Origin of the sequence: Streptomyces sp. NBC_00285 (assembly GCF_036174265.1) — a bacterium.
GTDB lineage: Bacteria > Actinomycetota > Actinomycetes > Streptomycetales > Streptomycetaceae > Streptomyces.
In genome coordinates this window covers 4,024,675-4,047,765 of record NZ_CP108055.1, presented here as the reverse complement: position 1 = coordinate 4,047,765, position 23,091 = coordinate 4,024,675, and the positions used below count along the sequence as shown (strand labels likewise).

The 23,091-nt window shown below is 71.3% G+C and carries 18 protein-coding genes; 3 read left to right on the top strand and 15 right to left on the bottom strand.

Annotation, left to right across the window (positions count from 1 at the left end):
- Positions 1-40 precede the first annotated feature (40 nt).
- Positions 41-1,051 carry a methyltransferase domain-containing protein gene (locus OHT57_RS18695; protein WP_328747572.1) on the top strand — a complete coding sequence of 337 codons (1,011 nt, stop codon included), beginning with the start codon at positions 41-43 and terminating at the stop codon, positions 1,049-1,051.
- An 18-nt stretch (positions 1,052-1,069) separates the two neighbouring features.
- Here OHT57_RS18695 and OHT57_RS18690 read toward each other — a convergent pair whose 3' ends face one another.
- From OHT57_RS18690 to OHT57_RS18660, 7 genes are all read right to left on the bottom strand, one after another.
- Positions 1,070-2,938, bottom strand: coding sequence for an FHA domain-containing protein (locus OHT57_RS18690; protein WP_328747571.1), 1,869 nt, complete (start codon positions 2,936-2,938; stop codon positions 1,070-1,072).
- Positions 2,939-2,997: 59 nt separating this feature from the next.
- Positions 2,998-4,344 (bottom strand): vWA domain-containing protein, encoded by a 1,347-nt coding sequence (locus OHT57_RS18685; protein ID WP_328747570.1) that lies wholly within the window; start codon positions 4,342-4,344, stop codon positions 2,998-3,000.
- A gap of 99 nt (positions 4,345-4,443) precedes the next feature.
- On the bottom strand, positions 4,444-5,745 hold the full coding sequence (locus OHT57_RS18680) for a PP2C family serine/threonine-protein phosphatase (protein WP_328747569.1): 1,302 nt from the start codon (positions 5,743-5,745) through the stop codon (positions 4,444-4,446).
- A complete protein-coding gene (locus OHT57_RS18675) occupies positions 5,746-8,259 on the bottom strand; it encodes a serine/threonine-protein kinase (protein WP_328747568.1) in 2,514 nt (837 codons plus the stop codon).
- Positions 8,260-8,279: 20 nt separating this feature from the next.
- Positions 8,280-9,614 carry a hypothetical protein gene (locus OHT57_RS18670; protein ID WP_328747567.1) on the bottom strand — a complete coding sequence of 445 codons (1,335 nt, stop codon included), beginning with the start codon at positions 9,612-9,614 and terminating at the stop codon, positions 8,280-8,282.
- A 116-nt stretch (positions 9,615-9,730) separates the two neighbouring features.
- Entirely contained in the window at positions 9,731-10,786 is a 1,056-nt protein-coding gene (locus OHT57_RS18665; protein WP_328753241.1) for a glutamate ABC transporter substrate-binding protein, read from the bottom strand.
- Between the two features lie 20 nt (positions 10,787-10,806).
- Positions 10,807-12,222, bottom strand: a complete 1,416-nt coding sequence (locus OHT57_RS18660; protein ID WP_328747566.1) for a hypothetical protein — start codon at positions 12,220-12,222, stop codon at positions 10,807-10,809.
- 261 nt (positions 12,223-12,483) lie between these two features.
- Between OHT57_RS18660 and OHT57_RS18655 the strand changes: the two genes are divergently transcribed.
- Positions 12,484-13,074, top strand: a complete 591-nt coding sequence (locus OHT57_RS18655; RefSeq protein WP_328747565.1) for an AAA family ATPase — start codon at positions 12,484-12,486, stop codon at positions 13,072-13,074.
- Here OHT57_RS18655 and OHT57_RS18650 read toward each other — a convergent pair.
- From OHT57_RS18650 to OHT57_RS18615, 8 genes are all read right to left on the bottom strand, one after another.
- On the bottom strand, positions 13,062-14,033 hold the full coding sequence (locus tag OHT57_RS18650) for an N-acetylglucosamine kinase (protein ID WP_328747564.1): 972 nt from the start codon (positions 14,031-14,033) through the stop codon (positions 13,062-13,064). The two genes, OHT57_RS18655 and OHT57_RS18650, sit on opposite strands and share 13 nt — an antisense overlap.
- Positions 14,024-15,289: a 6-phospho-beta-glucosidase gene (locus OHT57_RS18645; protein ID WP_328747563.1), complete on the bottom strand. Its 1,266-nt coding sequence runs from the start codon at positions 15,287-15,289 to the stop codon at positions 14,024-14,026. Before OHT57_RS18645 ends, OHT57_RS18650 begins: the two co-directional genes overlap by 10 nt.
- 6 nt (positions 15,290-15,295) lie before the next feature.
- Complete coding sequence (locus OHT57_RS18640; RefSeq protein ID WP_328747562.1) at positions 15,296-16,189, bottom strand: carbohydrate ABC transporter permease; 894 nt, start codon at positions 16,187-16,189, stop codon at positions 15,296-15,298.
- A 2-nt stretch (positions 16,190-16,191) separates the two neighbouring features.
- Positions 16,192-17,133 carry a carbohydrate ABC transporter permease gene (locus tag OHT57_RS18635; protein ID WP_328747561.1) on the bottom strand — a complete coding sequence of 314 codons (942 nt, stop codon included), beginning with the start codon at positions 17,131-17,133 and terminating at the stop codon, positions 16,192-16,194.
- 2 nt (positions 17,134-17,135) lie between these two features.
- A complete protein-coding gene (locus tag OHT57_RS18630; RefSeq protein ID WP_328747560.1) occupies positions 17,136-18,479 on the bottom strand; it encodes an ABC transporter substrate-binding protein in 1,344 nt (447 codons plus the stop codon).
- A gap of 49 nt (positions 18,480-18,528) precedes the next feature.
- Positions 18,529-19,722, bottom strand: a complete 1,194-nt coding sequence (locus OHT57_RS18625) for an ROK family transcriptional regulator (RefSeq protein ID WP_328747559.1) — start codon at positions 19,720-19,722, stop codon at positions 18,529-18,531.
- Between the two features lie 206 nt (positions 19,723-19,928).
- A complete protein-coding gene (locus OHT57_RS18620) occupies positions 19,929-20,765 on the bottom strand; it encodes a hypothetical protein (RefSeq protein ID WP_328747558.1) in 837 nt (278 codons plus the stop codon).
- A gap of 379 nt (positions 20,766-21,144) precedes the next feature.
- A complete protein-coding gene (locus OHT57_RS18615; protein WP_328747557.1) occupies positions 21,145-22,242 on the bottom strand; it encodes a mechanosensitive ion channel family protein in 1,098 nt (365 codons plus the stop codon).
- A gap of 281 nt (positions 22,243-22,523) precedes the next feature.
- On the opposite strand from OHT57_RS18615, the gene OHT57_RS18610 reads away from it, so the two are divergent.
- Positions 22,524-23,060: an HNH endonuclease gene (locus OHT57_RS18610; RefSeq protein ID WP_020116449.1), complete on the top strand. Its 537-nt coding sequence runs from the start codon at positions 22,524-22,526 to the stop codon at positions 23,058-23,060.
- Positions 23,061-23,091 lie beyond the last annotated feature (31 nt).

Here is a 23,091-nt window from a genome sequence, read left to right as displayed (position 1 = left end):
AGGCTTAGGACCAGCCCCTTCCAGGGTGCACAGTGGACACATGGGCACGCACGCTCTCGACGGGGACCTCGCCGAACTCGCCGTCTCGGCGCGGGCGGCGCTGGTGCGGGACATCGACGCGAGCGGGGCCTGGGCGGCCGACCCGGTGTGGCGGGAGGCCTTCGAGTCGGTTCCGCGGCACCTGTTCGTGCCGTACTACTACGTCGCCGTCCCAGGGGGCCACGAGCGGCGGTGGGGCGAGAGCCCCGGCCCGCGCGCACGGGAACGCTGGCTGCGCGGGGTGTACGCCGACACCCCGCTGGCCACCCGGCTGCGCGACGGCGAACTCGTCTCCTCCAGCAGCCAGCCCTCACTGATGGCGATGATGCTGACCGAGCTGCGCGTGCGGGACGGCGACCGGGTCCTGGAGATCGGCGCAGGCACCGGCTACAACGCGGCGCTGCTCGCGCACCGGCTCGGCGACGACGGTCTCGTCACCACCGTCGACCTGGAGCCGGAGATCACCGAGGCGGCGCGCGGGCATCTGGCCGCCGCCGGGTACCACCCCGTGGTCGTCACCGGCGACGGCGCGCGCGGGGTGCCCGAACGCGCCCCCTTCGACCGGATCATCGCCACCTGCACCCTGCCGTCCGTCCCGCCCGCCTGGCTCGCCCAGTGCCGCCCCGGCACGCGGATCCTGGCCCCGCTCGCCACCGGCCTGATCACCCTGACCGTGCGGGAGGCCGGGACCTGCGGGCCGAGCGGGAACGACGGCCACGCCGAGGGACGCTTCCTGCCCACACCCGCCTACTTCGTGCCGCTGCGGGGCGCCGACCGGCACGAAGAGAGTGCCGTCGAACTGGACGGAGTGCCGCGCCGGGCCCGCGAGAGCGAACTGTTCCGCTTCCTGCTGGCCCTGAGCCACGGCAGCCTTGATCCCCGGGAGGCCCTCGAACTGTGGGAGCGGGAGGGGCAGCCGCCTCGGGAGCGGTACGGCATCACGGTCGCCGGAGAACGGGAGTGGGCGTGGCTGGACGACCCGGAGGGACCGTATACCTGGCCCCTCCGGTGATGTGGCGGCTGCTTTCCGCTAGCCCCGGCGGACCGTGATCGTCGTCCACGCGCCCACGTGCACCCGGTCGCCGTCCTGGAGCGGCACCGGCACGAAGGGGGTGATCGGCTCCTCGCCGCCGTTCACCGTCGTGCCGTTCGTCGAGTTCTGGTCGACGACCGCCCAGGAGCCGTCCGGCTGCTGGACCAGCACCGCGTGCTGGTGCGAGACGCCCGGGTCCTCCGGCGGTACCGACAGGTCGACGTCGGGGGTGTCACCGGTGGAGTGCCGACGGCGGCCGATGGTGACCTGGTTGCCGGTGAGCGCGCGCTGCTGCTCGGGGGAGTACGCGGGCAGGTTCAGGCCCGCGGCCTCGGGGCCGGAGCGCTGCATCATCGCCATGAAGTACTCGCGGTCCGGGCCGATCGTCGCCGTCCAGGTCGCAGGCTGCTGCGGGAAGGACGGGCCGGGGGGGCCGGGCGGGGCCTGGCCGGCGCCGGGCTGCGGGTAGCCGTAGCCGCCGGGACCACCAGGACCGCCGCCGGGCCCACCGGGTGCGGTGGCGGACGGCGGGGAGATGACCCAGTCGTCGGCACCTCCGCCGCCGAAGGGCGAGCCGCCCTGCTGCGGACGGCCGGTCTCCTGCGGGAAGGCCGGTGGGGCGGACACGCCCTGGGCCTGGAAGCCCTGCGGGGCGCCGCTCGTGGCACCGGGGCCGGGGGGCGGCGGGACAGGGCGGGAGGGATCGGCGCCGAAGTGCGGCGGACCGCCGGGCCGGGACGGGTCACCGGGGTAGCCCTGCGGGCCACCCGGACCGCCCTGCCCACCAGGGCCGGAGGGGCCGGGCTGCGCGGGGTTGCCGCCGAAGCCCTGCTGGCCACCGGGGCCGGGCTGGGTAGGTGGGGCGCCGCCGAAACCCTGCGGACCGCCGGGGCCACCCGGGCCCGCGGGTCCGGGCGGGGCCTGGCCGCCGCCGGGCTGGGGATAGCCGTAACCGCCGGGGGCACCGGGACCGCCGGGTCCACCGGGGCCGGGCTGGGGGTAGCCGTATCCACCGGGACCGCCGGGGCGGGACTGCTCACCGGGGTAACCGGAGGGGCCGGGGCCACCGGGACGTGCGGGGTCGCCGGGGTATCCGGAGGGGCCGGGTGCGCCGGGGCGGCGTCCGGGGTCCCCCTGGAAGCCCTGCTGGCCACCGGGGCCCTGGCCGGGACCACCGGGCCGTGTCGGGTCGCCGGGGTAACCGGAGGGGCCGGGGCCGCCGGGCGCGCCGGGACCGCCCGGGTAACCGGAAGGACTGGAGGAGTCGGGCGCACCGGGGCCGCCGGGTCGCGACGGGTCACCGGGGAAGCCCTGCGGACCGCCAGGACCACCGGGGCCGCCGAACCCGGCACCGGGACCACCGGGACCTCCCGGACCCGGGCGGCCCGTAGGCTCCGAGCCGAACGGGATCGGTTCCGCGGGCCGGTTCACCTGGGACGGGCGCGAGCCCTGGTATTCGTACGAGTCTCCGCTGCCTCCGAAGGACGGAGCGGGCTGCCCGGGCTGTTGCTGCTGGAAGTGCGAGGGCGGGCCCCCGGAACCGGCCGGCGGGCGCGGGGCGGCCGGGGTGTACGAGGTCGCCGTGTTCGTCAGGAAGTTCCACCGGCACTCCTCGCAGAAGGGCGCGCCGCCCTCACGGGGCGTACGGCACTGCGGGCAGAGCTCCGGCTCGGCGTCGGGCACGGCGGACAGATGCGGACGTCCACCGGGCTGGCCGCCGGGGCCGCCGGGCGGGAAGCCGTAGCCGCCCCCACCCTGACCGGGCGGCGGCGGAGGAGGCGGAGGCACGGCACCGGCCATGCGGTGACCGCAGACCTCGCACCAGTCGTCGGAACCCGACTGGTGTCCGTTCGGGCAGGTCGGCATGTCGGCGCTTCCCCCTCTCGGATCAGGGAACTTCTACGTCGGTGACTGTCGGAAACTGTCTACTTCTTTACACGAACTGTCTTTGTCGACCGTGTCTCGAGAGTCATCTCGTCGGCCTCCTCGACCTTCGCCTTCAGTCGCACAGTACCTGTCGTGGCGTCGACCACGTCGACCACCTTCGAAAGCAGTTTCGCAGTATCGGCGTTCCCCGAGTCGTTCGCGAGCTGGACGGCCCGGCCCAGTTTGGCCGTCGCCCCATCCATATCGCCCGCTTTACGGAGATCGAGACCCTGTTGGATGGCCTGTGCCAGTTCGGCCTGGCCGGTGTAGTGGGCGACCTGGGGGTTGATCGACGTCGAGGCGACCATGTCGTCGGTCCACACGGCCCGTACGAGACCCTGCGCGCCGAGGTTCTGGGCGGTGCCGTCCGGCTGCGGGACGATCAGGGAGACCCGGGCCGCGAGCATCTCCTGGCCGATGTGGGCGACCGGGACCTCGACGCAGACGTGGTAGTCACGGGACTCGTCGCCCCAGGAGCCGGTGGGGTAGTCCCCGGCGCGCGGGCCGGCCTCGGTGCGGCGGTCGGTGAGCTCCTCGACGGTGGGCGCGACCTGCTTGACGAACCTGATGGTGGTACCGACCGGGGTCCACACCCTGAGGGCGACGTCCGCGACCTCCTTGCCCATGGCCGTCTCCATCATCTGCGTGAAGTCGGCGGCGAGGCCGGCCGGGTCGGCGACGATGTCGGCGGTGCCGAGCAGGGCGGAGGCGATCCCTGTGACTTCTTTCACTTCCCAGTCGGTGCCCACGCCGCGTGCGTCGCAGGTGAAACGTCCGGCGCAGGTGTCGAGGGCGGCCTTGAGGTCCTCCGGCGACTCGTGTTCGTTGCGGCCGTCGGTGAGCAGGATGCCGTGGCGTATGGCGACGTCCGCCGAGGACAGCAGGCGGTCGGCGAGGCGCAGCCAGGTGCCGATGGCCGTACCGCCGCCCGCGCTGAGCTTGCGCAGGGCCTGTTTGGCCTGGTCACGAGTGGTGGCGTCGGCGACCGCCAGCCGGCCGCCGCCCGGGTACACCTCCTTGGCCACATGCGTGCCGCCGATCACCGCGAAGTGCACACCGTCGCGCAGGGTGTCGATCGCGGCGGCCGTGGCGTCGCGGGCGTTGCGCATCTTGGTCGGCGGGTAGTCCATGGAGCCCGAGCAGTCGACCATGAGGGCCACCGCCGCTGACGGGCCCTGTCCCGCCGTCCAGAGGTGGGTTGCGCCGACCGCGGCTCCGATCGTGCCGCCGCCGGTGGCGGTCACCGTGACGATCGCGTTGACCTCGCGGCCGCCCTCCGGCAGGTACTCGTTCTGGTAGACGTCCATCGAGAACTGCGGCACGTTCGACTTCGAAAAATTGGCCATACCTACTCAGATCCCCCTCGAAAACCCCACCTTTGTGAGGCGATGACCGATCGCGGACCGGTCCCCTCCGGTCCGCCGAGGCTCCCCGTACTGACGGCCTCAGGCCGATCCTGCCCCCTGCGGAGGGGTCGGGAACGGCACGACGGCCACTGTTACGTTGTCGTGGCCCCCGCCGTCCAGAGCGTGGCCGACCAGGACCCGGGCGCTGTGCAGTGGGCGCACGGCGGCGTCGGGCGGCACGGCCTGCGCCATCTCCTCGGCCGCCTCCGCGTAGTTCCACAGGCCGTCGCTGCACACCACCACCACACCAGGCCGGTCAGGCTTGAAGGAAGCGGTGTGCGGGTCGAGTTCGTAGGCGTCCGCGCCGAGCCAGCCGGTGATCGCGTGGGCGCGCTCGTCGGCGTACGCCTCCGCCTCGTTCATCAGGCCCGCGGCGACCATCTGCGCGGCCCACGAGTCGTCCTCGGTGAGCCGGGCCGGGGCCGAACTGCGGTCCGTGGGCACCCAGTACACACGGCTGTCACCGACCCAGCCCACGACCAGCAGGCTCGGGGTGACGACGGAGCCGACGAACGTGCATGCGGGGGCGTTCTGGTGCGGCTGGTGCTCGCGGGCCGTCGCGGGTTCGTTCGCCAGGGAGTTGACCGCGCGGGAGGCGGCGACGATCGCCTCGTGCATGGCCTGCTGGGGGTGCGTGCCCTGCGGCAGGGCGGTGAGCAGCGCCTCGGACGCGGCCCGGGACGCGGCCAGGGAGGCGTCGTCGGGGCGGGTCGCGGAGGACACACCGTCGCAGACGACCGCGAACGTCGCCGGCGAGCCGTCGGGCAGGAGGCTGGTGCCGAGGGCGAAGGCGTCCTCGTTGCGGTGGTGGCGCAGACCGCGGTCGCTGACGGCGGCGACCGGGCCGGTCTCCTGCTCCATGTGGTCGCGCTCACGCGGCTGGGCGTGCCCGCAGTTCTCGCAGTAGCCGTCGTCGTCGACCCGGCCGGCCCGGCAGGCCACACAGCTCGTCGGCGACGCGGCGCCCTCGGCCGGGGCGGCCGCTTCGGAGGCCACGCGCGGGTCGGGTGCCTGCAGGAGGTACTCGTCGGGCTCCGGCTGCCGGTCGAAGCGCACACCGGAGACGGGGGAGACCGGCGATCCGGCGACCGGCTCAGGCCGGGGCGGTTCGTGCCCGCCCGGCTCGGCGCCCCTCGGACCGGCCGGGGGGTGCGGGATCTGCGGCCAGGGGCCGCCCGGCGACGCGCCGTTCATGGCGATGGTCGGACTGTCCTCGGGCCGCGCCGGGACGGCGGACAGGTCGTATCCGCACGCACCGCAGAAACGGTCGCCCGACTCGACGGGTTCCTCGCAGCTCGGGCACCTGGACAGCGCGGTCTGCTGGGGCATCTGCGACATCAACTACACCCACGTCCGGGGGCGGTAACGGTTGGCTCGTTCCACCAGGTCGATCCTCTCCTCGCCGCCCTGCGCGAGCCGGGCCAGCGTGCGGTACGAACGCTCCAGGCCGAAGCGCAGTCCTCGCTCGTCCAGTCCGCTGCCGAGCAACGCCCGTCCCCCGGCGGCGGGGGAGACGGATTCCTGGCCACCGGAGAGTATCCAGTCCAGGGCCGCGCCCAGCACCTCCGCGGACAACTGCTCGCGGCGCGCCGGATCCAGTCCGTACGCGTCCAGCGCCTCGACCTGCCCGGCGGCGGCGGTCAGGTCGTCCAGGAAGGGTACGTCCCCCGCGGTGGTGGTGCGTCCACGCAGCCGTGCGCGCACGGCCGCCACCCGGGCGGCGGTGTAGTGGATGGAGGACTCCGGCACCGACTCCAGCGTCTTCACCGCGCTACGGCGGTCCCCGGCCGCGAGTTGGACGCGGGCCAGGCCGAACGCGGCGCTCACATAACTGGGGTCGGTCGACCAGACCAGGCCGTAGTACTCGGCGGCGTTGTCGAGCTGGCCGAGCACCTCGGCGCACAGGCCGAGGGCGAGCTTGGGGGCGGGTTCGCCGGGGAAGGCGTCGTAGATCGCGTCGAAGGCGAGCGCGGCGGCCTCGTGGTCGCCGGTCACCAGGGCGGCGACGCCCCGGTACCAGACCACACGCCAGTCGTCGGGCCGTTCGTCCTCCAGGTGCCGCAGCGCCTCGTCCGCGGTGTGCGTGTCGCCGTTCTCCAGCCAGGCCCGCACCTGCCGCAGCCGTGTCTCCGCGGACGCGGCCGGCGCGGCCGCGAGGGCACCGAGCAGTTCGGCGGGCGCGGTGGTCATGAGCCCGGCGAGGAAACCGGCGTTGGGGTCGGCGGGGTCGACGTGCGGGACGGGCAGCGCCAGTGCGGCGAGCGGCGCGTCGGCCTGCTTGACGAGGGCCCCGCCGGCGCCGACGGGCTGGGCACCGGCAGTGGTGTTGCCGCGCACCGGCGTCACCCGGCCCCCCAGACGTGAGACCTCCTCGTGCAGTTTCGGGAACAACTCCGCGTCGGTGACCCGGACTTCGGGGCCGAAGAGGGTCGACAGGGAGGGCCTTGCGCGGCCCGTCTGCAGGGAGACGACCTCGCGCAGGACACCCGTCAGCTGTTCCGACATCTCCTGCGCGGACGCGAAGCGGCGGGCCGGGTCGGGGTCCGTCGCCCGGACCAGCAGACGGTAGAACGACTCGTAGCTGCGGAAGACCTCGATGTTGTCGGGGTCGGGGAGCGAGTCGGCGAAGACGTTGGTGTAGCCCTGGAAGTCGAAGGTCAGCACGGCCAGGGTGCGGGCGACCGTGTAGAGGTCGGAGGCGACGGACGGGCCCACCTCCGCGACCTCAGGGGACTGGTAGCCCACCGTGCCGTAGATGGCCGACTCCTCGTCGTCCATCCTGCGCACCGCGCCCATGTCGATGAGCTTGAGCTGGTCCTCGGTCTGGATGGCGTTGTCGACCTTGAAGTCGCAGTACAGGAGGTTGCGGCTGTGCAGGTGACCGAGTGCCTCCAGGGCCTCGATGCCGAACGCGCAGGCCTGCTCCACCGGCAGCGGGTCCCGCTTCCCACCGGTCGTGCGGCGGTCGTTGGCGATCTCCTTCAGCGACTTGCCGCCGACGTACTCCATGACGATGTAGCCGTCGAGCGAGCCGGTGCGCTGGTCGAGGTGTTCCACGAAGTTGTAGATCCGCACGATGTTGGAGTGCTCGATCTCCGCCAGGAAGCGCCGCTCGGAGATCGCCGCCGCCATCGCGTCCTGGTCGCCGGTGTCCAGCAGGCCCTTGAGGACCACCCAGCGGTCGGACACCGCGCGGTCCACGGCGAGGTAGACCCAGCCGAGACCGCCGTGCGCCAGACAGCCCGCGACCTCGTACTGGCCGTGCACGATGTCGCCCGACCTCAGCTTCGGCGTGAAGGAGTACGGGTGGCCGCACTTCGTGCAGAAGCCCTCGGTGCGCCCCTTGTGGTCCCCGCGCGAGCGCCCGACCGGCGCCCCGCAGTCGGAGCGCGAACAGAACCGCTTGCGCTCGGGCACCTCCGGGTTCTCCAGGACCATCGCCCGCGGGTCGGGCCGCGGCACCCCGGGCACCTCGACGAGACCCGCACCGAGCCGCCCTCGGCCTGTCGAACCGGCGGAGGAACCGGAGCTGCGCACCGACACCGAACGGCCCGTGGACTTCCCCGAGACCGAGCGGGACAGCCGCCCCGACACCGAGCGCCGTGACTTCGACGAGTGCGAGGACGTACGCGAGGAACCGCGGCTGGTGGCGCGGGAACCCGCGCTGCCCTGCGAGCCCCTGGCGCCGGTGCTGCCGCTGGACACCGAGCCGACCTGGCCTCCCCCCGAAGGGGTGCTGCCGGCCGGGACGACCGGTGCGAGGCCGCAGGTGTCGCAGTACAACTCCCCGCCGCCCATGTCCTCGTACGCGCCCTCGCAGCCGGGCCGCTGACAGGACTGCTGTGCCTGACTCATGACGTCACTGCCCCCCTCTGTCACTCACGCTCCGGGCCCCCACGGTCCTCGGGCCCGCTCTGCTGCGGCACCCGCGGGGCGGCCAGCAGTTCGGCGACCGCGTGCTGGTAGCGCAGCACGGTCTGTTCGGCGACCCGCAGGTCGCAGGGCGCGCTCCACAGCATCCGCCGGGCCGCGTCGTACCGCTCGATCAGGAACGGGTCCTCGGCGAGGCCGTGCCGGGCGACCTTCGCCTTGTACGCGTCGAGCCGGCCGCGCAGCTCCGCGCGGACCGCGAGCGGCTGGGTGACCGCGGTCAACGACTCGCGTGCGCGCAGCAGTTCGTCGTCCGCCTTCCGCTCAAGGGACTCCAGGAGCGGGGACAGGCGGTGCCACTGGGCGTGTCTGCGGTACTCGGCGGCCGTCGCCAGCTGCTCCTGCAGCACGGTCGGCGGTCCGCCGACGACCGGCACCTCCGTGGCGGCGATCTTCGCGAGGACCTCGACGCGCGCGGTACGGGCCTCGGCGAGGGTGCGGTCGGCGCGGGAGAGCACGTCCCGCAGGCTCAGCAGCCGGGCCTCCGCGTCCTGCCGGACGGTGAGCACGGCGTCGATCTCCCGGCGCACGTCCTCCAGGGCGCGTGCCTCACGGTCGTAGGCCGTGGTGTCGGGCCTGCCGCCGCCGGGCGCCGAACTGCCCTGGCCGCGCTGCCAGAAGGCGAGCGGATCGGAGATCACCTGCTCGCGCAGCGAGGTGAGCGTGCGGGTGATGCGCTCCAGGTCGTCGCCGGCCGGATGCTCTCCCGGGCGGACACCGACGGAGTGCGCGAGCCGGCGGGTGCGCTGGAGTTCTGCGGCCAGCAGGTCGATGCGGGCGGGCAGCGCCGACCACACCGCGTCGGCGGTGACGACCATGTCCAGGCTCGTCGCGTACAGCTCGTTCATCCGCTCCACGAGCGTCACCAGCGAGAAGCGTTCGCTGAGCTTGCCCGGACTGCCGTGCAGGGTGGGCGCGTTGGCCGTGGCGGTCGCCGAGCCCGCGACGGTGATGGCTTCACCGCGCAGCAGCTCGGTCAGCTCCGCCAGGTCCTCACGGCTGGACCAGCGCCGGCGCGAACGGATCGCGCGGGCGGAGTGCATCGCGTCCGCGTACGCGTCGAAGTACGCCCACAGCAGGGTGATCGAGGCGTCCGCGGAACTCCAGCGTTCCTTGGTGACACCGGTGAGGGCGGCCCCTTCGAGGAGTCTGCGGCCCGCGTGGTCCTGGAGGGCGAGGAGCGAGGTCTCGATCGCCTCGTGCTCCGCGCCGAGCCGCGCCAGCGCACGGTCCACCTCGTCCCGGTCCATCACCGGCCCGGGGGGTCCCGTGACGCCCATCGATCACCTCTCGCTGCTGAAGGTTGCTGGGTGGTTGTGAACTGCGTGGTGCTGCCGGTGGCCGTTACGGGTGGCCGTTTACGGGTGGCCCTCTACGGGTGGTCTTCAGGACTGCGTCAGCTCTTGCGCAGATACTCCGGTGGCGGCGGCTCCGACTTCGCCGAGTCCTTCAGTGTGGCGGACAGCCACCTGTCGTACGACGCCTGCCAGCCGTCGGTGGTGTCCTTGCGGTAGTCCACCAGGATCTGGTTGACCCGGCGGACCAGGTCGTCGGCGTCGCTCTTCATCGCCACGCCGTAGTACTCGGTGGTGAAGGGCGCGCCCTCCAGCTGGACCGTGGGGTCCTGCGCGGCCTGGCTGGCGGCGAGCGCGCCATCGGTGATCACGGCGTCCACCTCGCCGAGCTGGAGCCTCACCAGACAGTCGAGTTGGTTGGGGACGGGAGGATAGATCACGGCGTCGGCGACCTGCTTCTTCGCGTTCTTGTCCTCCACCAGCTTGGTGTTCGCCGTGGAGCCCTCCGCCGTGCAGATCCGCTTCTTCGCCAGTGTTCCGTTGTAGCCCGTGATGTCCGAGGACTTGGGGGCGAGGACCTGCTGGCCGGTCTTGAAGTACGGTGCCGAGAACGCCACTTGGCCGAGGCGGGTGCAGTTGATGGTCATCGTGCGGACGACCATGTCGACCCGGCCCTTCTGGATCGCCGGGATGCGCTGGCTGGTGGGGATCGCCTTGAACTGCACGGCGTTCGCGTCGCCGAGGATGTCCTTCGCGATCCGGTGCACCAGGTCGATGTCGAAGCCCTCCAGGTCGGCGTCGGCCCCGCCGTTGGGGTCGCGGTAGCCCCAGCGGTAGCTGTTCTGGTCGACACCGACGATCAGCTTGCGCTTCTCGCCCGTACGGGCCTTGATCTTCTCTATGGTCGGGCCGTCCGCGTCCGACGGGGACAGCGTCTGCTTCTCCGGGGCCGCCTTGATCGCCGGGTTCGCGCACGGACCGTCGTCCGCGGCCTGCACGGCGCGGGTCACGCCCGGACCGCCGGTGCCCGTGCTGCCGTCGCCGTGCGCCCGGCCCAGCGGCAGCAGCAGTGCGACGGCGAGCGCCAGGGCGCAGACGACCGCCATCGCACCCACACCGCCCCAGCCCCTGAGACCGGCCCGCACCCTTGCTCGCATCGACATCGTCACTCCCCCTCTCACCGGTACTCCGACAGCCTGCGCCCGATGCCCAGCACCGCTCCGGCCGCGCCCAGCACGGCCAGTACGGCGGCACCCACCGACAGTCCGGTCATCGCGCCCAGACCGTCGTCGGCCGACCGCTGGAACTCGGCCTCCTCGTGGGTCAGCGCGGCGGAGAGGTTGGTGTCGACGCTGTCGAAGCACTCGCCGGTCGCACCCTTGCCGCCGATGACCCGCTTCAGGGCCTCTTCGTAGTTGCCGATGTCGTCCTGCTCGCGGGCCGCGGTGTGGCGCTCCTTCCACACCTTCATGTTGCCCTCGGCCGCGGTCACCGGCTTCTCGCCGCTGCTGTCGTCGGCGAGCTTCGACGCCTCGGCCAGGCCCTTGCCGAGGGTGTCCATGTTCTCGTCGAACGCGTAGTCGTAGGCGTCGTACGTGACGTCGTCGCCCTGCTTGTCCTTGACCGTGACCGTCTCGGCGCCGCGGCCCACCAGGGTGAGGTTCTCGTTGCCGCGCGCCTTCAGGGAGGCGATCCGGGCGTCGTGCAGCACGTTGAGCGAGCGCACCCCGTGGTCGTAGGAGTCGTTGAGGCCCGCGCGTGCGACGGTGTGGCCGACGACCAGCCACAGCAGCACCACGGTGGCCGTCGCCGTGGCCGCGACCAGGCCGTGGTTGAGGACCCGGTTGGTGCGCCGGTAGTTGCGGTGCTGGGCCCAGGCGAGCGCGGCGAGCGCCAGGACACCGAGGCCGATCGCGGCCCACGGGTAGGGCGTGGCGTCGCCGTAGTCGGCGCGCAGCCGCTGGTTCTCGCTCGTGTAGAGGTTCTGCGCCTTCGGGAGCATCTCCTTCTGCATCTTGTCGTTGGCGTACCGCAGATAGGCGCCGCCGACCGGGAAGCCCTGGCGGTTGTACGCGCGAGCCTGCTCCACCAGCCCCTTGTACTCCGGCAGCAGGGCGTTGAGTTGGGCCACGGTCTTCGCCGCGGGGGAGTCCGGGTCGGAGTTCGAGGCGGCCTTGACCAGGCCGGCCGCGGCCAGGGCGATGTCCTTCTCGTACCGCTTGCGGGAGTCCACCGTCTCCTGGCCGCCGGCGAGGAAGCCGCTGGAGGCCGTGGTGTTGGCGTCGGCCAGGTACAGGTATATGTCGGCGGCGGCACTGCTGAGCGGCTGGCTCTTGTGGAGCACGTCGTCCGCGGCGCCGGCGCGCTCGCCGGTCTGCAGGGCGGTCACCGCGCCGAACAGGACGACGAGCAGGGCGAGTGCCGCGCCGATGATGCGCAGCCGGCCCGGTTCGGTGGTGGCGGCCGCGCGCAGCTGGTCGAAGCCCTCGGCGAAGGCCGTACGACGGGCGGGGGCCGGGTCGGGCACCGGGGCGGGCGGGGGAGCCTGCGCGGCCGGGGCCGGTGGTCCCGGCTGTGGTGGTACGGACGGCATGGTGGGCACCCCGGAATCCGGTGGCGCCGCACTGCTCTTCGGCGGGTGTGTCACTGTTTGACCTCCCCCATGGTCATCCGTCGCCGCAAGTATCGCTGCCGGGACCGACATCCGCACCGGCCTTGGCTGGATCTTGATCGGATCGCAGTGGACCGCCCCCCGGCCGAGCCCCCGCACCACCCCTTGTTCATGAATACGCCTGTTCATGAATACGCCGAGGGAATCGGTTCGGTTCCCCCGGGGGCGCGTAGGGTCGCCGTCGTGCGCGGGGTACGAGTGGTGATGATCGGTGGAACGTCGAATACCGGTAAGTCCACGGTCGCCGCGGCGGTCGCCGATCGGCTCGGCTTCGAGCACCGGTCGACGGATCTGCTCGCGAGACATCCGGGACGGCCCTGGCGCACGCCGGAGCGGGAGGTACCGCCGCATGTGGCTGAGCACTACGCGACCCTCGACGTCGACGAGTTGATCGACTCGGTCCTCGCCCACTACGAGCGGCTGTGGCCCCGCGTCGAGGAACTGATCGAGGAGCACGCCACCGGGCCGGGCCTGGTCCTGGAAGGGTCCGCGCTCTGGCCCGAGCGGGTCGCCACGCTGGACGCCCCGCACACCGCCGCGGTCTGGCTGACCGCCGACGAGACGGTCGTACGCGCCCGGATCCGTGCGGGCGGGCGCTACGACGAGGCGACGGAACAGGAAAGGTTCCTGATGGACAAGTTCCTGGCCCGGAGCGTGCGGTACCAGGCGCTCATGGTCGCGGCCGTCGACCGGCTGGGTCTGGTCCGCGTCGGCGTCGGGGCGGACACGTCCGTCTCCGCGCTGGTCGACGCGGTGCTCGCTCAGGCCTCGTAGTACGCCCGCACCCGCGCCTGCACCCGGGGGGACGCCCCCGCCCGGTCGAGGCCGAGCAGCGCGGCACCCAGGACCGGGCTGGCGGTCACCACCCGGGGTACGGCCTTGGGGGCCCGTTCGGCCAGCAGCCCCCTGATGCCGTCGTCGAGTTGGGGATGCCGGGCCGCCAGGACGCTGCCGCCGAGCAGGACCGGGGTCTCCTCGTCGAGGAGGTCGAGCCGGGTCAGGGCCACCGTCGCCATGGACACCACCTCGTCGGCCAGGCGGTCGACGAGGGCGCGGGCCACCGGGTCGCCGGCGGCGGCCGTGGCGAACAGGACCGGCGTCAGCTCGTGGCGGCGGGCGGGGGCGATGTCCTCCAGGTGCAGGGCCTCGATCAGGGCGTACATGGACGGCAGGCCGAAGTGGCGCGGCAGCACGCGCGCGAGGTCGGTGCCGACGCCCCGCCCGTCCTCCGCGCGGGCGGCGTGCCACATGGCCTCCTCGGCCAGTCCCCAGCCGCCGCCCCAGTCGCCGGAGATCCGGCCGAGCGCGGGGAAGCGGGCGGTACGGCCGTCGGGGCGCATGCCGACGCAGTTGATGCCGGCGCCGCACACCACGGCGACCCCGCGCGGTTCGGTGATGCCCGCGCGCAGGATGGCGAAGGTGTCGTTGCGGACCTCGACGCTGCCGCCCCACGCGCGTGTGTCCAGTGCGGCCGCCAACTGCTCCTCCTCGAAGGGGAAGTCGGCGTTGGCCAGACAGGCCGAGACATGCTCGACCGAGCTCACCCCGGCCGCGGCGAAGGCCCGCTCCACCGCGTCGGCGACGGTGTCCACCGCCGTCTCGACGCCCACCACCGGCGGCCGGAACCCGCCGCCACGCGCCGTGGCGAGGACGCTTCCGTCGGCCGCCACGACCGCGACGTCGGTCTTGCTGTTGCCCGCGTCGACGGCGAGGACGCATGCGGTCAGGCCCACGCGAGATGCTCCCGGTTGTGTGCGATCAGTCGGTCGGTGAGGCCCTCGGCGTACTCGTACTGGCCGATCAGGGGGTGGGCGAGGAGCGCCTTGAAGACCCTGTCGCGGCCGCCGCGCAGGGCGGCCGTCAGCGCCAGGTCCTCGTACGCCGTGACCTGCGCCATCAGGCCCGCGAACAGCGGGTCCACGGCCGGTACCGCCAGCGGGGTCGGCCCCTTGGGACCCACCGCCGCCTGCACCTCGATCACCGCGTCGTCGGGCAGGAAGGGCAGCGTGCCCCGGTTCAGGGTGTTGACGACCTGGTACGGGTTCCCGCCGCCGCCGAGCAGCCCGGCGGCCAGGTCGACCGCCGCCTCCGAGTAGTAGGCGCCGCCCCGCTTGGCGAGCAGCTCCGGCTTCTCGTCCAGGGCCGGGTCGCCGTACATCTGCAGCAACTGCCGTTCCATCTGCGCCACTTCGGCGGCCCGGGACGGCTTGGTGCGCAGTTCCCGCACGACCTCGTCGTGGGCGTAGAAGTAGCGCAGGTAGTACGACGGGACCACGCCGAGCAGGTCGAGGAGCGGGCGCGGCAGGTGCAGGTCGCCGGCGATCGTCCCGCCGTGCTCGGTGAGCAGCTTGGGCAGCACGTCCTCACCCTCGGGGCCGCCGAGCCGTACGCCGGTCTCCCAGGTGAGGTGGTTGAGGCCCACGTGGTCGAGATGGACGTCGGAGGGGGTGACGCCGAGCAGCCCGGCGAACTTCCGCTGGAAGCCGATCGCCACGTTGCACAGCCCGACCGCCTTGTGGCCTGCCTGGAGCAGGGCACGGGTGACGATCCCGACCGGGTTGGTGAAGTCGATGATCCAGGCGTCCGGGTTGGTGCGGCGGACCCGTTCGGCGATGTCGAGGACCACCGGGACCGTGCGCAGCGCCTTGGCGAGGCCGCCCGCGCCGGTCGTCTCCTGGCCGACGCAGCCGCACTCCAGCGGCCAGGTCTCGTCCTGCTCGCGGGCGGCCTGGCCGCCGACACGCAGTTGCAGGAGCACCGCGTCGGCGCCGTCCACACCCGCGTCGAGATCGTCCGTCGTGGTGATCCGGCCGGGGTGGCCCTGCTTGGCGAAGATCCGCCGGGCCAGGCCGCCGACCAGCTCCAGGCGCTCGGCGGCCGGATCGACGAGGACGAGTTCCTCCACGGGCAGGGTGTCCCGCAGCCGGGCGAAGCCGTCGATGAGTTCGGGGGTGTAGGTCGAGCCTCCGCCGACCACGGTGAGTTTCATATGTGGTTAACCCTTCACTCCGGTCAGCGTGACGCCCTCGACGAACGCCTTCTGCGCGAAGAAGAACACGAGGATCACGGGGGCCATGACCAGCACGGTCGCGGCCATGGTGAGGTTCCAGTCGGTGTGGTGCATGCCCTTGAAGGACTCCAGGCCGTAGCTCAGGGTCCAGGCGTTCTGGTTCTCCGAGGCGTAGATCTGCGGGCCGAAGTAGTCGTTCCAGGCGTAGAAGAACTGGAAGAGGGCCACGGCCGCGATCCCCGGCTTGGCCATGGGGACGACGACCTTCAGCAGGGTGCGCAGATCGCCGCAGCCGTCGACCTTCGCCGCGTCCACGTACTCGTTGGGGATCGTCATCAGGAACTGCCTGAGCAGGAAGATCGAGAAGGCGTCCCCGAACGCCATCGGGATGATCAGCGGCCACAGCGTGCCCGACAGGTCGAGCTGCTTGGACCAGAACAGGTACATCGGGATGATGACGACCTGCGGCGGCAGCATCATCATCGAGATCACCAGCATCAGGGACAGATTGCGGCCCCGGAAGCGGAACTTGGCGAGCGCGTAGGCGACCGGGACCGACGACACGACGGTAAGGACTGTTCCCAGTCCCGCGTAGACCAGCGTGTTGCGCCACCAGGTGAGAAAGCCCGGGGTGTCGAAGACCCGCCGGTAGTTGCCCCACTCCCAGGTGTGCGGGATCAGGTCCCGGCTGAGGGCCTGGGAGTCGCTCATCAGCGAGGTCAGGAACACGAACACGAAGGGCAGCGTGAAGAAGAGGGCGGCGGCGAGGCCGAGGGAGTGGATCGCGACCCACTCCAGGGCGGCCTTTCGCCGGGCGGTGCGCTCGGCGGGCGAGGCCGGGGTCTTCAACTCCACCGGCCGGTCCAGTACTTGCGTCATGGTCAGTCACCTGCCTGGATGAGACCGCCCCGGCGCCGCATCAGGAACGCGGTGAACACCATCGACAGGGCGAAGAGGACGAGGGCGACGACACACGCGGAGCCGTAGTCGAAGCGCTGGAAGCCGAGGTTGTAGACGAGCTGGGGGAGGGTCAGCGTGGACTTGTCCGGGTAGCCGGGCTCGAACTGCGTACCCGCGCCCTGGATCACACCCGAGGCGACCTTCCCGGCGATCAACGGCTGTGTGTAGTACTGCATCGTCTGGATCACGCCGGTGACGACGGCGAACATCACGATCGGCGAAATGGTGGGAAGGGTTACATACCGGAACCGCTGCCACGCCGACGCCCCGTCCAGCTCCGCCGCCTCGTACTGCTCCTGCGGCACGTCGAGCAGCGCGGCCATGAAGATGACCATCAGGTCGCCGATGCCCCACAGGGCGAGCAGGGTGAGGGCCGGCTTCGACCAGGTGGGGTCGTTGAACCAGCCCGGCGCCGGGATGCCGATCTTCTCCAGGACCGAGTTGACCGGTCCCGTACCGGGGTTGAGCAGAAACGCGAAGGCCATGGTGGCGGCCACGGGCGGGGCCAGGTAGGGCAGGTAGAACAGGGTGCGGAAGACTCCCGTACCGGTCTTGATCTTCGTGATCAGGAGGCCGATGCCGAGGCCGAAGACGACCCGGAGACTGACCATGATCACGACCAGCCACAGGGTGTTGCGCAGGGCGGGCCAGAAGAAGGGGTAGTGCTGGAAGACGTAGGTCCAGTTCTTCGTCCCGCTCCAGGTCGGCGGCTTGAAGCCGTCGTAGTGCATGAACGAGAAGTAGACCGTCGAGATCAGCGGATACGCGAAGAACACCGCGAAGCCGATCAACCAGGGCGACATGAAGGCGAGGTTCCGCAGCGCCGACCGGCGGCGCTTCGATGCCAGGGTGACGGTGCTCATCGCTACTTCGCCTGCGCGATGTCCGTGTCGATCTGCTTGGCCGCGTCGGCGAGGCCCTTCTTCAGGTCGGTGACCTTGCCGCTCTCGTAGCTGTAGCCGAGCTCCTGGACGGTGGTGAGGTAGACACCGCCGTTGATCGAGGACGGGGCGGTCGTCGAGTTCGGGTTCGCGGCGATGTCGAGGAAGGTCTTGAAGCGCGGGTCGTACTTCAGCTTCGGGGACTTCAGGGCCGCGAGCGTCGAGGGCACGTTGTGGATGGCGTTGGAGAAGCCGACCACCGCGTCCGTGTCCGTGGTGATGTACTTCAGGAACTCCCAGGCCGCGTTCTGCTTGGTGCTGTTGGCGGCGATGCCGGCGATGGTGCCGGTGATGTAGCCCTTGCCGTACTGGTCGGCCTGGTCGTCGGGGACGGGCAGCGGGGCCACGCCGATGTCGAAGCCTGGCTTGGCGTCCACGGCCATGCCCAGGCGCCACTCACCGTCCAGCTGCATGGCGACCTGACCGGTCTGGAAGGGGTGCTTGGGGCCCCACTCGTCGCCGAGTCCCGCGCGGTACTTCTCCAGCTTCTGGTAGCCGCCGAGGTCGTCGACGAGCTTCTTCTGGAGGGTGAACGCGGCGGCGACGGCCGGGTCGGTGGCGATCGTCGACTTGCCCGCCTTGTCGAAGTAGGTGGGCGAGAACTGGCCCATGTAGTGCTCGGTCGTCGTCTCCCAGCCGTGGTAGTCCGGCATGAACCCGAGCTGCTTGTACGAGTCGCCCTGAGCGATCGTCAGCTTCTTGGCGTCGGACTCGAACTCGGTCCACGTCCTGGGCGGCGCGGTGATGCCGGCCTTCTCGAACGCCGTCTTGTTGTAGTAGAGCCCGTAGGCGTCTCCCAGCAGCGGCGCGGCACAGCGGTCGCCGTCGAACTGGGTGTACTGGTTCATCGCGGCCGGGAAGGTCTTCTCCGGGTCGATGTCCGACTTCTTGAAGAACGGGTTCAGGTCGACCAGCGCACCCGAGGAGCAGAACTTGCCCACGTTGTTCGTGGTGAACGACGAGATGACGTCCGGTGCCTTGTCGCCGCCCGTGCGCAGCGCCTGGTTGATCTTGTCGTCCGTCATGTTGCCGACGACGTTGACGTGGATGTTGGTGTGCGCCTTCTCGAAGCCGGCGACCAGCGCCTTGACTCCCGCCACCTCGGAGTCCGCGCTCCAGGCGTGCCAGAAGTTGATGGTCGTCTCCTTCGACGCGTCGTCGTCGGAGCCGGAGGAGGCCTGGCCGGTACAGGCGGTGGTGACGAGCACGGCGGACACGGTCAGGGCAAAGGCCGCTTTTCGGGCGGCTGAGGGTATGGCTGTGCGCATGACGGGGTCTCCCAGGGGACGGGAAGGGACAGTGAGGTCGGGGGGTGGCTCAGCGCGAGGTGTCGAAGACCTCGTCGCGGGTGGCCGCCAGCGCGCTCTCCAGCGCGCCGCGCAGCACGGGGTGTTCACGGACGTCGCCGACGACCAGCCGGGGCCGGGAGGCTGCCAGTTCCTCCAGCTCGTCCTGGACGAGGGTGCGCAGGATGTCGCCGCCGGCGGTCAGTGAGGCACCGCTGAGGACGACGAGTTCGGGGTCGAGGACCGAGACGAGAGAGGCGAGACCGGTGGCCAGACGGGTGGCGTAGGTCTCCAGGAGCAGCCGGCCCAGGACGGTGTCCTCGGTGGCGGCACGCTCGACAAGGGCGGCGGCGGACTCGGCGTACGGCCCCGAGGGGATGTCCGTCATGCCGAGCTCGCGCGCGAGATGGGGGATGGCCTGGGAGCCGGCCAGCTCCTGATAGCCGCCACTGTTGGCTTTCGTCACCTGCCGCACCAGAGGTGCTCCGGGAACCGGCAGGAAACCTACCTCTCCCGCACCGCCGGTCCAGCCGCGGTGCAGCCTGCCGCCGAGGACCAGGGCGGCACCGAGACCGCCCTCGTTCCACAGCAGCACGAAGTCCTCGTGGCCGCGGGCCGCGCCCAGCCGCTGTTCGGCCACGGCGACGAGGTTGACGTCGTTCTCGTACTCCACCGGCATCGGCAGTGCGGCGGCGATTTCGTCGAGGAGGGCCGGGGTGTGCCAGCCGGGGAGGTGTGAGGCGTAGCGCAGTCGGCCGGTGTTGGGGTCGAAGGCGCCGGGGGTGCCGATGACGAGCCGGTGGACGTCGCCGCGGGCGAGGGCTGCCGCCTTCACCGCGCCGTCCAGGGCGTCGGTGACCTGCCGGACGACGGGCTGGGTGGGCCGCCGTCCCGGGGTCGGGAGTTCGTACGAGCCCACCGTGCGGCCGGTGATGTCGGCGACCGCGGCGAGGATCCGCTCGGGAGTGACGTCGAGCCCGGCGGCGTACGCGGCGGCCGGGTCGACCTCGTAGAGCTGGGCATTGGGGCCGGGCCTGCCCTCGGTGGTGCCGGTGGCGAGGACGAGCCCCGACGCCTCCAGGCGGGCCAGGAGCTGGGAGGCGGTCGGCTTGGAGAGGCCGGTGAGCTTGCCGATCCGGGTACGGGAGAGGGGGCCGTGCTCCAGCAGGAGGTCGAGCGCGGCACGGTCGTTCATGGCGCGGAGCGTGCGTGGTGTGCCTGCCATGGTGCCCCTCTCCGTGACTACAGGGAAAAGACGACTCTAGAGAAACAGAACTGTTAGGAAGGTTTCCTACCAGATGCACGGAACATAGGTCTGGACCACCAGGTAGTCAAGGGGGAGAGAATAAACCGCCCCCGCTGGAAACGGAGTCGTTACCTGCGGGGGCGGTGAGGGTGGTTCGGGTGGGGCTTCGGGTGGTTCGGGTGTGACTAGCGAACGTCGACGTAGTCGCCGGCGGCCGTCGCGGCGCCGGTCGTGGACGTACCCGCGAAGACGTAGCGGTAGTAGCCGTCCTTGGCCGCCGTGGTCGTCGTCCTGAGCGCGCCACCGGTGCCGGAGGTCACGGTCTTGACCGTGCTGTAGGTGGTCGAGCCCTTGGCGCGGAACTGGAGGGTGGCCTTCTGGGAGGCGTACCCGGTGTACTTGGAATTGGCCCAGTCGGCCCGGCTCAGCGTGCCGGTGACCGTGATGGTCCTGCCCTTCTTCACCGGTTCGGGCGATGCGTCGGCGGTGAGCTTGGCGGCGCGCTTGATCTGGACACCGCCGAGCGGGCCCCAGACGTCGAAGCTGTAACCGAAGTGGATGTGGCCGTCGGAGCCGTCGTCGTCCTGGTCGATCTGGCTGTAGAAGCCGGCCGCCTGCCAGGTGGTGGCGTCCGCGGCCTCGTAGAAGGAGTCCTGGGGGTCGATCGTCAGCGTCTCCTTGCACGACGCGGTGACGGTGGTGTCCGTCGTCGCGGTCGTGGTGCAGGTCGGCACGGTCTCGGGCTCGACCTCGTTGTCGAGCGACTTGAGCGTGCCCCGGTAGAGCAGGACGCCCGCGATGTCGGTCTTGTAGTCGATCGTCAGGCCGGCCGGACGGGCCAGCGTGTAGGTCACCGGCACCTTCACGGTGGCGGTGGTGCCGGCGACGATCGCCTTGCCGCCGTTGACCGTGACGCCGGAGAAGACCAGCTCCGGCGTGTCGGCCGCCGAGGCGGCGGGCGCGATCAGACCGGTCAGGGCCAGGGCGCCGGACACGGCGACGCCTATGGCGAGCTTCCTCATGTGTTTCCCCACATTCGAAACGGGCCCCTGGGCATTGCGCTCCAGAACAAGGGCCCGCTGTGTGGGTGACTTTAGATGATCACACCTGTGGACGGTATGCGTGGTTCGTGTGAAGGCGGTGAGGGTGCGGCCGGGACCGGAGCCCGCCGCGGGCGCCCGCCGGATGCCCGCCGGATGGTGTGGCCGGTCGATGGACCGGAACCCGCGAATCGCGGCGGGTGCTTCGGCCGGCTGGGACGCTCCCGGCGTCTCAGCCGACCACTTCGCGTGCCGTGCCCGACGAGGAGATCATCGCGAGCCGGGCGCCGGAGGGTGAAGCGCATGGTCGCGTGCGCCGCCTCGCGGAAACCCGGCGGACACCCGGCGGGACACGACCCGCCTACCGTGCAGAGGACCGCGGTGACGGTGCGATCGGGGTGGCCGCCGCGGACTGCGCGGACTCGGAGTTGGCGAAGACCGAGGGTGCTGCGACCGCCTCGGCCGGGTCGGTGCCCTCCTCGCCCTCGGGGGCGGTCGCCCCGCCGACGATCCGGATGTCCGCCACGTCGAAGGCGTGCTTGATGCGCCAACGCAGCTCGCGCGCGACCGTCAGGGCCTTGCCGGGCATCGTCTTGGCGGACACGTGCACGACCATGGAGTCCAGCAGGACGCTGTCCAGGCCGAGGACCTCGATCGGACCCCAGAGGAGCTCGTTCCAGGGCTCTTCCTTGCTCATCTTCTCGGCGACCTCGCCCAGCACCCGCTTCACCTCGTCGAGCTTCTCGGAGGCACGCACGGTCACGTCCACGCCGGCTGTCGCCCAGCCCTGAGAGAGGTTGCCGATTCGCTTGACCTCGCCGTTGCGGACGTACCAGATCTCGCCCTGGGCGCCGCGCAGTTTGGTCACCCGCAGGCCGACCTCGATGACCTCGCCGGAGGCCACGCCCGCGTCGATGGTGTCGCCGACGCCGTACTGGTCCTCGAGGATCATGAAGACGCCGGAGAGGAAGTCCGTCACGAGGTTGCGGGCACCGAAGCCGATCGCCACACCCGCGACACCGGCCGATGCCAGCAGCGGGGCCAGGTTGATCTCGAAGGCGCCCAGGACCATCAGGGCGGCCGTGCCCATGATGATGAAGCTCGCCACCGAGCGCAGCACCGAACCGATGGCCTGCGAGCGCTGGCGGCGCCGTTCGTTGTTGACGAGCAGACCGCCGATCGCGGTGCCGTCGACCGCCTGGGCGGTGCGGTTCATCCGGTCGATCAGCTTGGTGATGGCCCGCCGCACGAACATTCTGAGCACCGCGGCGATCACCAGGATCAGCAGGACCCTGAGACCGATCGCCAGCCAGGTCGACCAGTTCTGCTCGACCCAGCCGGCGGCGTTCGTCGCGCTCTCCTGGGCGTCCTGGAGACTCGGCACGACCGGCGTCGAGGTGTCCGACGGGGACGGGGACGGCGACGGAGTCACGGCCAGTAGGACGGCGGACAAGGACACGGCAGGTACCTCCAGGTGCTGCTCTGCCCTCCGGCCGGGCGGTCAAGGTCACGAAAAGGTCACCGGTAGGACAGGCACACCACACTAACGGTGCATCGTGGGGGGATCGTTGCAATGTTCAGGGGAGAGACGCTCCTCACCTGGGAATGCAGGTACGTGTGGTCGAAAACACTCCCAGCCCGTTACCGGGAGATGGTGGCGTTTCTCCCGGCTGAGAGGGGAGACTGACCTCAGATCGTCCCGGCGCGAGCCACGCGCCGCCGACGCCCAAGGAGGCATCCGTGCCGCATGTCCTGGTACTCAACGCGTCGTACGAGCCCCTCGGCGTCGTACCGCTCCGCCGCGCGCTCGTCCTCGTCCTGGAGAACAAGGCCGTCTCCCTGGAGGAATCCGGCGCCTTCATGCACAGCGCGACCGTCACAGTCCCCGCACCCAGCGTGGTCCGGCTGAAGCGATTCGTCCGGGTTCCCTATCGAGGGCCTGTGCCGCTCACCCGCAGGGCGCTCTTCGCCCGCGACGGAGGCCGGTGCATGTACTGCGGTGGCGTCGCAACCAGCGTCGACCATGTCATTCCGCGCAGCCGCGGGGGCAAGCACGTCTGGGACAACGTCGTGGCGTCCTGCCGCCGCTGCAACCACGTCAAGGCCGACCGGCACCTGTTCGAGATCGGCTGGCGGCTGCGCCACAAACCCGCTCCGCCCACCGGTCTGGCCTGGCGCATCATCGGCACCGGGCATAGGGACCCGCGCTGGCTGCCCTACCTGCAGCCGTACGGCGCGGAGGACGCCATGGCCCGGATCGACGGCATCTCAGCCTGACGACGATCCGGGCTTTTGTGTTGCCGCACAC